Here is a 9637-nt window from a genome sequence, read left to right as displayed (position 1 = left end):
TCTCGTATCTCGTATCTCAAATATCTTTTCTTCCACGCACAAAAAAGAGCACCGAAGTGCCCTTATTAGATTTTAAGCTAGTTATTAATAACTAACGATTATTGCCATATAGCTGAAAGTGAATCCATCAGGCCGCTCGTTGCACCTTGTGACTGCAGTGCTTGAAGAATGATGGGTGCAAATGTTGTAACCATTGATGGATCCATACCTAATCCAGAAAACGCACTTTCAACGGCACCTTGTGAGCTTAGTAGCGATGATAGCCCCGTAGACTCAAGGCTCGACATACCCGGAATAAGTGTCGCGAGTTCTTTGTTGTCGGCTGTGCCAAGAGAGTTTTGTGCAAGGGCTAACATTGAACCAATACCGCCAACTGCTTGGTCACTGGTAACAGAAGCTTGGTCAGCTACCGTATCCACAAGCGGTGTTGTTTCGTTCTGCTGAGACCACATATTTACTGCAGCCATCAGTGCAGTTTGGGATAGTTGGGAATAGTTGGTATCTGATGATGAACTGGTTTGTTCAGAGTCGCTAGTGCTAGCGCAAGAGACAACAGCAAGGCTGCTTAAAACTGTGATGAGTACTTTCTTCATTATTCGTCCTTAAGTAATAAAGTAATTTACTCTTTCACTATAAACGAAAAACGGCGATGTAGTCACATCGCCGTTGGATTATTTCAATTTTATTTGCCAATAGTATTTTGTTTTACTAAAGGTTTTTATAAAAATTAAAGAATAGCTAGAAGTTCTACTTCAAATACTAGAGCAGCAAATGGTGGGATTGCAGCACCTGCGCCACGCTCACCGTATGCTAGATCTTGAGGGATGTATAGCTTCCACTTAGAGCCAACAGGCATCATTTGTAGAGCTTGTACCCAACCTTGAATTACGCCAGTTACAGGGAATTCAGCAGGTTGACCGCGAGATACAGAGCTGTCGAAAACAGTACCGTCAGTTAGTTCGCCGTGGTAGTGAACACGTACTTGCTTGTCTGCAGTTGGGATTTCGCCAGTACCTTCAGTTAGTACTTCGTACTGAAGACCAGACTCAAGAACCGTTACTTCTGAACGAAGAGCGTTGTCAGCTAGGAAAGCTTCGCCGTCAGCAGCAGCAGCTTTAGCTAGTTCTTGACGTGCAGCTTCACCGCGAGTGTGTAGCTCTTGTAGTGCGTTGTTGATTTCGTCAACTTCGATAGCTGGCATGTCGCCAACTAGAGCTGTTGCGATACCAGCAGCGATTGCGTCAACGTTTAGGCCTTCAAGACCAGAACCAGCAAGTTGTTGGCCCATTTGTAGACCGATACCGTAGCTAGCTTTTTGCTCTACAGTTTCAAATTTTACTTCAGACATGAAAAGTCACTCTTTTTGTCAGTACGAAAAGGGTAAGAATACCAGTATTAGCAGCGTGAAGAAACGGCTAGTCCCTGATCACTTGCGCTTTACCGTGCCCAAATCACAGCCATGTCAATTTTCTCGCTTTGGGCCTTGTTGTGACGGAAAGATCTATACTGTTGGTACTTTGGTTTTTATACTGTAGTTATTCAATGTATAGGACGCAGTGGTATGAATCGTCGTCAAAAGAAAAAACAGAAAGTTGACCACTTAGCAGAATTCAAGGATCGACTGAATCAGGTCAAAGAGAAATTGAGTTCGATCGATGTGAAGAAAATGAAAACCTCGACAGCGCAAACTTGGGGTTCATTGCCGAAGTTACACCAAAGACTGTTGATGGTGATTTCTCCGATCGTACTGATATTACTTTTTGTGCCGCTACCAGAACCTAAAGTAGACACAGCTCCAACAACATCGCGCGTTGAGCTTGAAATAAACACCGTCGGCTTAAGCGAACAGCAAAATGCCAAGAACGGCTCATTAGAACCGAGTAACAAAAATTGGCAGGAGTACCTTGTTAAGCAAGGGGATACGTTAGCGCAGGTTTTTCGAAACAACGATTTGCCATTGTCTGACTTGAATGCGTTAGTGCGTATTGAAGGTGCAGATAAGCCACTCAGTCAGATTCGTAAAGGCCAACTGGTTCGTTTCAAACTTGCTGAAACTGGGCAGTTGGACATTCTTCAGCTAGAGAAAGGCGATACTTCGGTGATGTTCTTCCGCTTATCCGATGGTGGCTTTGGTCGCAGTAAGTAGATGAACAGTAAGCCTGAGTTAAAGCGCTTTGCTAGACACAGATAAACGATAGAAAAGAGCTAAGCATTAGCTCTTTTTTTTGGTCGCTTGAAAGGGGCGAGTGGCAAGATGATAAGCATGATTCCGATAAAGGTTAATGTATCCGGAATCTCATCGAACCATATTGCACCTATTAGCGCGACAAACACCAATCCTGAATACTCAGTCAAGGCAATTTGGCTAGAGTGTGCTTTTTGATAGGCAGCAACCGCAAGGCCGTTGTAACTTAAGATTAGCGTCGCACTCAGGGCTATGTATCCCAAATGCTCCACAGACACTGGCTGCCAGTATAAGAAGCACAGTACTAATGAGGCTGGAATAGAGAATAAGGTTGTCCACCACAGCGTAGTGACCACCGTTTGCTCACTAGGAAGCTTTCTTACGAGTACATTAAATAGTGCTAGGGTGAGTGCTGTCCCCAAAGCAAACAGTGCCGCCCAATGAAATTCTGATGGCCTCAAGACAATCAATGCACCAATAAAACCTATGGTTGTGCCGATAACCTTGCCGAGTGCCGGTTGCTCTTTCAATAGCAACATTGAGAGCGGTAACATCAGTAAAGGCGCGACATAAAATACTGCGTTGGCGGTTGCCAAAGACAAGTGAGTGATCGCGACCACCATGCACCCACTGCCGATCAGAATTAACTGACCTCGAATGAAGGTTACCTTAGCCTGCTGTAAGCGCCGTTGTTCTTTTTTCTGCTGTAGCCACAAAGGGGTGATGATGAGCAGAGATATCAACTGTCGGAAAAAAATATACTGTAAGGGCGGTACTTCGCCATTTAACAGCTTTACCGCTACGTCGGAAAGCGAGGCAAACAAGTTACCTGCAACCAACAATAGAATACCGGCAGTGATATTCGTCATTATTTTTCTAATCTCATGTCTATATGAGGAATGTCATCTTCGAGGTACATATCCGAGATGGTGTTGAAGCCGTGGCTCGCATAGAAGTTTTCTAGGTGTTGCTGCGCGCCAATATCAATGGCCGTATTTGGCCAAAGAGCCTCGCAGCGTGTTAATGCTTCTTTTATTAATTGATGCCCCAAGCCATCACCTCTTGCTGATTGCTTGGTTGCGACTCGGCCGATGCTGGTGTTGTCGTAAGAGGTACCTGGTGGTAATAAACGTGCACACGCAACCAACTCATCATCAGAATAACCAAGCAGGTGCTCAACACCTGCGAGTGTATCTTTACCGTCCAGCTCTGGATAAGGACAAGTTTGCTCAACCACAAATACATCGACTCTTAATTTAAGTAGTTGATAAAGCTGTTGTGTTGAGAGTTCAGAAAAAGGAATTGAGTGCCAAGTGATCATGTTTACATCCAGAGATTATCGATGCCCTGAATGTACTATGCGTGATGATTGTTGGCATTAACTATTGTTAATTCGACCTTTAATTCTGCTCAGGCTGATTGCGGTGATTCCTAGATAAGCGGCAATTTGATTGTCATTTAAGCGCTGCTCAAGGTCGGGATAGTGCTCGCAGAACAGCTGATAACGTTGCTCTGGTGTATAGAGCAGCATGAAGCGTTCTTTGTTTTCCTTATGCATCAGTTGTGTTTCTAATAGCTTTAAATACAAAGGATTATTTGATGCACGCCACTCGATAACCGCATTCATTGGCAGCTCTAACATGGTGATGGGTGTCAGCGTTTCTAATAGGTAAGGAGAGGCTTGGTTCTTTATCAGACTCTCAAAGCCGATGATCCAATCTTGTTCCCAATAGAACTCTTTGCTGTATTGCTTACCATCATCAGTGAGGTAGCAGGCATGGCACAAGCCTTCAAGTACAAAGTAGATTGAACTCGCCATCTCACCTTGATTGATCAAGATGTGTCTGGTTGGCAGCTCAAGTGGCTTGGCGACAGCGAGTAGAGATTCAATCTGGCTTTCAGAGAAGTCGAAGCTTTGCAGTTGTTCGATAAAAGAGGTGTGCATGAAAATAACCTATCCCAAATAAGTGCCGAAATCATCGCACTTATTTGGAGAGAGGTACAGAGCAGGATAAATCAGAGGCGTGCGTGTTGCTCTAGGTAATCTTGAGCAAGTTCTCTGCCCATGTATTTACCTAAGGTCTTCAATGGAACCTTCTTAAGGTTCACCACAATCAAGCCATCCAAGGCATCATTAAACGATGGGTCGACATTAAAACACACCAGTTTACCGTTCATCCCTAGATATTGGCGCAGCAGTACCGGCAGGCCTTTACCTTGCTCCATGCGTGCTAACACTTTAGAGAGCAGAGGCACACTCGCCAGTGAAGAGAGCAGGTGATTTTGCCAGAACACATGACTGCTGGTATTGAGTGGTGACGAAGGTGAAACCAAATTCGCCTTTTCCTCATCATAATGGTGGATTGATAACGTGGTCGCGATCAACAGACGCGCATTGTGGCTGTAATCATTACTGATACTGACTGGGCCGAACAGATGGGTATATTGAGGGTGACGAGACACAAAGGTCGCAATGCCTTTCCACAATAGTAACAGTGAGTTCAGGCTCTTTTGGTAAGGTTTACTTACTACCGATCGCCCAAGCTCAATGCTGTTTTCTAGAGTATCAATGAATTCTTGGTTGTAGTTAAACAGGCTACGAGAGTAGAGCTGATCAAGCCCGTGCTCAGCGATGAGTTTGTCGACCATACCGAGTCGATACGCGCCAACCAGTTCTGCCTTGGTTTTATTCCACACAAACAGTTGATGGTAGTAAAGGTCATACTCATCTAAATCACAGGCCAGCCCGCTGCCTTCTCCGACTTCTCTAAAGCTTTCTTCTCTTACTCGACCAATCTCGCGCATTAAGTTAGGAATGGATTGGCTTGGTGTGCAGTAGACCTCAAAGTTCCCTTGCTCGAGCAGTTTCATCTCTTCAGGGAGTGAGTCTATCTCTATTGATAAGACTTCTGGTGGAATAGGCGCTATCACTTGGGTATCGAAAGAGGGCGCGTGGATTGGCGTGCTCGGGCTGTCTTGTTGACTCATTAGATAGGTATTAAGTCGTAGGTAGTTGACGATATCCATCTCTTTTTCAAACGATTTTATCTCTGAATACGGAATCGATGAGCCAATCGAGATAGAGATAGTTGTCGCTTGTTTATTAAGAAGTTCACGCCCGAGTAGAGCGGTTCTCAACAGTGGATGAACACGACCCGCTTGATAGAAAAGCTCACTGTTCTTGCCATTGATAAAGATAGGTACCGTGGTGGCTTGGTGACGTTTGACGAATTTCGCTACCGACTTGCTCCACTCGATGTCTGTCAGTGTTTTTGCCCCTTTACGGTAGCTTGATACTTCACCTGCTGGGAATACAATCAATAGTCCACCATCAGCCAAATGACGATTGGCATCTCGAATCGCTTTGGCATTGGTGCGTTTCGATTCTTTACTGTTAAAGACATCGACACCGATGAAAAGATCATCCAGTTCAGGCAGGCGCTTAAGTAACTCATTGGCCAGCACCTTCACATCCTTTCTTACTGATCCTACGAGATCGGCAAGGATCACGCCTTCGATGGCGCCAAGCGGGTGGTTCGCCACAATCACGACAGGCCCTTCTTCCGGGATGTTTTCCGTGCTTCCCGATGCAACCGAGTAGTCGATATTGAGCGCCGACAGAGTGTAACTCATGAATTCGAAGCTAGATAACTCGTTTTTACGATCTTGGTAGAGTCGGTCTAGCTTAGATAGCCCAGTTGCCCACTCGACAACAGACTCACCTAAACCAAAAGGCGTGTAACGTGGTAAACGAAAAGGACTATCAATCATAATGAAATTACCTTACTTAATCAGTTGCGGCCAAACTTTATCGGCTTGTTGAATATGCTGTGCTTGGTCTTGTTCCCAGCGCTGCTTAATCTCTTGGTCGTAGTTGAGGTAAAGCTTGTTATCAACAATCGTCCATTGATGTGGGTCACTCGGTGCAAAGTCGCTCTTCGCTGATACTGCCCAAGCGCAATAGCCACCATATTGAGGGGCATATTTTTCAGGATTATTAACAAATAAAGTCAGATTCTTTTCAGAAGAGAAATACCAGTCCGCGCCTTTGTACTCGGTGCTGAATTTGTTACTGCCTTCGATGGGCTTGCCTGAAGTGAAATAAGCCACAGTGTCGTAGCCATCGAGCGCCTTACTGCTAAAGAATCCTGTGTAGATTTCATCGGCGGCAAATACGTACGGGCTAACAAGTAGCATGACCATGGTTAATAGTTTTCTCATGATGGACTCCATCTATAGATTGATTACGGGTGATAAATCGAAGGTAAAGCGCTGTTGATTTATCTGGCATGGCTTAATGGGTTCACAAGGCGAGCCGGGTGCATAAAACATCGAGGCTTGGCCGTGTAGATTGCGTAAGTGTGTAAAGCTCACCGTATGTGCGTCTTCACGATGCATACAGGTCGCTAAATGAGGCTGTTCGCTATGATGGTGAGAGTGAAATTGAAGTAAGTTCTGCTGATTCTTACCTGTTGTCATAAGCTGATCGTATTTTGCTTGTCGGTAGGCTTGTACTCGCTCTAAATCAACACCGGATGAGAAGAGTGGAGAATCAGTGTCGACGATGTGCTGTTGAATACCATCCCACATGTAGGCGATAACCAAACCATTGTTCTGAGTTAAATTCGGCGCGAAAGCCAACAAGGTAAATGGAGCAAAAGAGTGCAGGTCGAGCTTATGAAATGCTTCAGAGAGCTGACTGATGTTACGACTCGATGATAGATTCTTGAGTAACAAACCACGGCTGACTAAAGGTCCAACAGGGACTATGCCTTGATAGTTATTGAGTAGGCATAGCGAAAGCCCGAACTCATTGATACTGATCCAGCTACCACCGCCAGTTGGGTCGAGTGGCATGATGATATCGACGCCGTTAACTCGATATTGTTTAGGTGGCATTGCCAGTGCTCGCGTCTTTTGTTCGTCACGGTTAAAAAAGACCTGATAACCATTTTCTTCAAGCAGCCAAGATACTGAACACATGATTATTGCTCCCTCAGATAGCTGCTGGTGGTTGGGGCATAACCAAAGGTATTGCATGTTTCGACATCAAGAAAGGTCGTGATCACCTTGATCATCGCATAGTGATGATTGGCATGCAGAGCAGCAAAGGTGACCTCTCTTTCTAACGTAGAAGGCAGGCTGGCGAATACTTGTGTATCCATTGAAACTTCGGTTTGGATCATGATAGGCGCTTCGAGATCTCTGCGGTCTAATCGTTCAAGCCAGTTGATCACGTAATGGATCTCTTTCAATGCAATCGACCTGTCGAATTCGACGGGGTGACCACGACGACGAGTGTTGTAATCAACGGTCGCATTCTCTTTTAAAATCAGAGCGTGAAAAAGATCGAGCGTGTGACGAGTATGCTCACCAATAGAGCTTGTGACGTGCGGCTTTGCTCGTGTCAGATAGTCGCTGTCAGATATCGCTAACAAAAACTCTAAACCCTGATTCAATATTTCTACCGCTCCCTTGATACTAGGAGATAAAGAGGTGAGGGAGCTCGGTTGGGCTATGGGATTCATTCATGATCCTCGTACAAAGTTAATCGGTGGTCGGATATTGTTGAACAAGACGTCGCTCTTCTTGCCACGCGTTAAATAAGCTCTTAAAAGAAGGAGGCTGGTGGCCTCTTTGTTTTTGTTGAGCGCCAATATCAAAAAGAATGCGGTATTGCAGGAGTAGCGTCGAAAATATCTCTCGCAGCGGAGTGTTGCGATCCCAGATGTGCCCGGCCTCACTGCTTGCGCCATTGACCTCAAGGATAGTGAAGTCCTCGCCGTTCATTAGGCTGTGCATGTCCTTGAATTTGACGTCGAGTCGACCAAAGTGAAAGCCATCGAAGTCGTCGAATATCTCGTCTAAGCGTTCTGTTAGAGCCTGAGTGATGTATTGATTACCGTCTCGGAAGATACAGCCACGGCTATGGCTGCCTGCAAACGCGAGTTGGAACTCTTCACCCTCTGCGAGCACTTGATCCAATTTATCTTCATGCCTTGGTAGATACAGGTGGCTGAGTTGCCCAGCGCGCGGGCTGTTTTCAATTAACTGCTTGAGTGTCGACTTGCCATCACCCATCACCATTGGCGCATATTTGAGTGTGATCGAGATGATCTCACCTTGCTTTTTATTTGGGTAACGAACGTAGAAAACACCCGCTTCGGCTTGATAAGGCGCCTTTTTCTGCAATAGAAAGCGAGCATTATTTGGGAAAGATTCGACATATTGCTCAAGTTGAACTTGGTTGTTGATCAGCTTAACGCCAACACCTCGACAGCCAAGATCCGGCTTTGCCACGATAGGGAAATCAAGATCCGTTTGTATGAGTGCGCTGCGTGCGTCTTCGGCTTGTTTTTTACTGCCGAGATCCGTTTTGGTTAGGGTTATAAACGGTGAGATCCAACGCTGACTTGAAGATCCGGCAAGGCTCAATATCTCATGTTTTGATTCGCCTACCATGCCGCTTAACTTAATGCTTGGATTGGCGATGAGCGGCAGCGCCCAGTCAAAGTGCCGTAACCCTTGCATCAGGCTTTGAATGACCACTGGCGTGTAGAAGAACCAAGTCGGAAGAAACTCATAAGGAGAGACACTTCGCACGGTATCTTTTTCAAGCAGAGGCATACCTGCATTAATTTGATGTGCGGGAATGATGCGAATATCTTGCGGTGAACTCATGATAGCCCTCTAGAGTAGGTTTTATTCATTAATCGATTGCCGATAAACAGCAAAACGATGGCACACGGGATGATGATCCATTGATATTCAGAGGCTTGCAGCCAGGCTGATGTCCCTAAATAGTAGATGGCAGAGAAGACAATGCTAGTCCAGAGCGCAGTGGCACTAATCACGGCAAACAAGAAAGTAGGCAGTGGGATGGCGAAAAAGCCACTTAAGGTAAACCCGACGGTGCGAAGCCCTGGAATAAAGCGGATAACAAAAAGGCTGCTGAATGCGTTCTGACGTAATTTGGTACGAAGCGAACGAAAGTACTTATTCGTGAGGGCTTTATATCGAACACCTCGGAAATAACGTCCTGACTTCCCTAAGTAATAAAGACCGAGATCACCCGTGGCAATACCGATGAAAATAGCAAGCAGCGCATATTGAGGAAGTATTAGACCTTGAGTCGCGATACCTGCCGCCGTAACAATCGCAAGATCTTCAAGCAGGTAAGAAAGCGCGATGATGCCAAGCATCAGCCATAGCAGCGACTCCTCTCCTGAATGTAACCATGCTTGAATGCTCTCGACGGTGCTCATCAAATGTCCTTATCTATCCTATAGATGAATGGCTTAACCACCATTCATTGAGTGTAGTAAATTAAATAGACAGGAGGAGCAGATAAAAACTTACAGCTGATTAGTGTTTTTTTGTGTTGGATTCATTCAATTGGTGGTTTGAGTCGTGCTGTTTGACTGCTGTTTGACTGCTGTTTTGAAGCTAAAG

12 protein-coding genes are annotated in these 9637 nt (G+C 45.4%); 1 reads left to right on the top strand and 11 read right to left on the bottom strand.

Annotated features, from left to right (window positions below):
- Positions 1 to 98 precede the first annotated feature (98 nt).
- Together AB4512_RS11535 and AB4512_RS11530 are read right to left on the bottom strand one after the other, a co-directional pair.
- A complete protein-coding gene (locus AB4512_RS11535) occupies positions 99 to 593 on the bottom strand; it encodes a DUF2780 domain-containing protein (protein WP_017058875.1) in 495 nt (164 codons plus the stop codon).
- A gap of 134 nt (positions 594 to 727) precedes the next feature.
- The gene (locus AB4512_RS11530) at positions 728 to 1348 is read right to left on the bottom strand and encodes an FKBP-type peptidyl-prolyl cis-trans isomerase (RefSeq protein ID WP_008220519.1); all 621 of its coding nucleotides are present in this window, start codon (positions 1346 to 1348) and stop codon (positions 728 to 730) included.
- Positions 1349 to 1561: 213 nt separating this feature from the next.
- On the opposite strand from AB4512_RS11530, the gene AB4512_RS11525 reads away from it, so the two are divergent.
- Positions 1562 to 2146, top strand: coding sequence for a LysM-like peptidoglycan-binding domain-containing protein (locus AB4512_RS11525; RefSeq protein WP_017058876.1), 585 nt, complete (start codon positions 1562 to 1564; stop codon positions 2144 to 2146).
- A 59-nt stretch (positions 2147 to 2205) separates the two neighbouring features.
- Here AB4512_RS11525 and AB4512_RS11520 read toward each other — a convergent pair whose 3' ends face one another.
- The 9 genes from AB4512_RS11520 to AB4512_RS11480 form a co-directional block, all read right to left on the bottom strand.
- A complete protein-coding gene (locus AB4512_RS11520) occupies positions 2206 to 3054 on the bottom strand; it encodes a DMT family transporter (protein ID WP_372174937.1) in 849 nt (282 codons plus the stop codon).
- Positions 3054 to 3506, bottom strand: a complete 453-nt coding sequence (locus AB4512_RS11515) for a GNAT family N-acetyltransferase (RefSeq protein ID WP_017068023.1) — start codon at positions 3504 to 3506, stop codon at positions 3054 to 3056. Before AB4512_RS11515 ends, AB4512_RS11520 begins: the two co-directional genes overlap by 1 nt.
- A gap of 57 nt (positions 3507 to 3563) precedes the next feature.
- Positions 3564 to 4130 (bottom strand): Crp/Fnr family transcriptional regulator, encoded by a 567-nt coding sequence (locus AB4512_RS11510; RefSeq protein WP_017067547.1) that lies wholly within the window; start codon positions 4128 to 4130, stop codon positions 3564 to 3566.
- Between the two features lie 71 nt (positions 4131 to 4201).
- A complete protein-coding gene (locus AB4512_RS11505; RefSeq protein WP_372174936.1) occupies positions 4202 to 5956 on the bottom strand; it encodes a lysophospholipid acyltransferase family protein in 1755 nt (584 codons plus the stop codon).
- 12 nt (positions 5957 to 5968) lie between these two features.
- A complete protein-coding gene (locus AB4512_RS11500; RefSeq protein WP_017068025.1) occupies positions 5969 to 6406 on the bottom strand; it encodes a YHS domain-containing (seleno)protein in 438 nt (145 codons plus the stop codon).
- Between the two features lie 12 nt (positions 6407 to 6418).
- The gene (locus AB4512_RS11495) at positions 6419 to 7168 is read right to left on the bottom strand and encodes an NRDE family protein (protein ID WP_017068026.1); all 750 of its coding nucleotides are present in this window, start codon (positions 7166 to 7168) and stop codon (positions 6419 to 6421) included.
- Positions 7169 to 7170: 2 nt separating this feature from the next.
- The gene (locus AB4512_RS11490) at positions 7171 to 7713 is read right to left on the bottom strand and encodes a hypothetical protein (RefSeq protein ID WP_372174935.1); all 543 of its coding nucleotides are present in this window, start codon (positions 7711 to 7713) and stop codon (positions 7171 to 7173) included.
- Positions 7714 to 7732: 19 nt separating this feature from the next.
- Positions 7733 to 8866, bottom strand: a complete 1134-nt coding sequence (locus AB4512_RS11485) for a D-alanine--D-alanine ligase (RefSeq protein ID WP_372174934.1) — start codon at positions 8864 to 8866, stop codon at positions 7733 to 7735.
- A complete protein-coding gene (locus AB4512_RS11480) occupies positions 8863 to 9450 on the bottom strand; it encodes a DedA family protein (RefSeq protein ID WP_371706368.1) in 588 nt (195 codons plus the stop codon). The genes AB4512_RS11485 and AB4512_RS11480 overlap by 4 nt, the downstream gene beginning before the upstream one ends.
- Between the last annotated feature and the right edge of the window lie 187 nt (positions 9451 to 9637).

The organism is Vibrio sp. 10N.222.52.B7 (assembly GCF_041474275.1).
Classification (GTDB): Bacteria; Pseudomonadota; Gammaproteobacteria; order Enterobacterales; family Vibrionaceae; genus Vibrio; species Vibrio crassostreae_C.
Note: the sequence above shows the minus strand (reverse complement) of the source record. Positions and strands in the feature narration are given on the sequence as shown.

What these genes read in the sequence shown, in the direction of transcription:
- AB4512_RS11535 (WP_017058875.1), bottom strand. Translation starts at nt 593, where the DNA reads ATGAAGAAAGTACTCATCACAGTTTTAAGCAGCCTTGCTGTTGTCTCT.
- AB4512_RS11530 (WP_008220519.1), bottom strand. Translation starts at nt 1,348, where the DNA reads ATGTCTGAAGTAAAATTTGAAACTGTAGAGCAAAAAGCTAGCTACGGT.
- AB4512_RS11525 (WP_017058876.1), top strand. Translation starts at nt 1,562, where the DNA reads ATGAATCGTCGTCAAAAGAAAAAACAGAAAGTTGACCACTTAGCAGAA.
- AB4512_RS11520 (WP_372174937.1), bottom strand. Translation starts at nt 3,054, where the DNA reads ATGACGAATATCACTGCCGGTATTCTATTGTTGGTTGCAGGTAACTTG.
- AB4512_RS11515 (WP_017068023.1), bottom strand. Translation starts at nt 3,506, where the DNA reads ATGATCACTTGGCACTCAATTCCTTTTTCTGAACTCTCAACACAACAG.
- AB4512_RS11510 (WP_017067547.1), bottom strand. Translation starts at nt 4,130, where the DNA reads ATGCACACCTCTTTTATCGAACAACTGCAAAGCTTCGACTTCTCTGAA.
- AB4512_RS11505 (WP_372174936.1), bottom strand. Translation starts at nt 5,956, where the DNA reads ATGATTGATAGTCCTTTTCGTTTACCACGTTACACGCCTTTTGGTTTA.
- AB4512_RS11500 (WP_017068025.1), bottom strand. Translation starts at nt 6,406, where the DNA reads ATGAGAAAACTATTAACCATGGTCATGCTACTTGTTAGCCCGTACGTA.
- AB4512_RS11495 (WP_017068026.1), bottom strand. Translation starts at nt 7,168, where the DNA reads ATGTGTTCAGTATCTTGGCTGCTTGAAGAAAATGGTTATCAGGTCTTT.
- AB4512_RS11490 (WP_372174935.1), bottom strand. Translation starts at nt 7,713, where the DNA reads ATGAATCCCATAGCCCAACCGAGCTCCCTCACCTCTTTATCTCCTAGT.
- AB4512_RS11485 (WP_372174934.1), bottom strand. Translation starts at nt 8,866, where the DNA reads ATGAGTTCACCGCAAGATATTCGCATCATTCCCGCACATCAAATTAAT.
- AB4512_RS11480 (WP_371706368.1), bottom strand. Translation starts at nt 9,450, where the DNA reads ATGAGCACCGTCGAGAGCATTCAAGCATGGTTACATTCAGGAGAGGAG.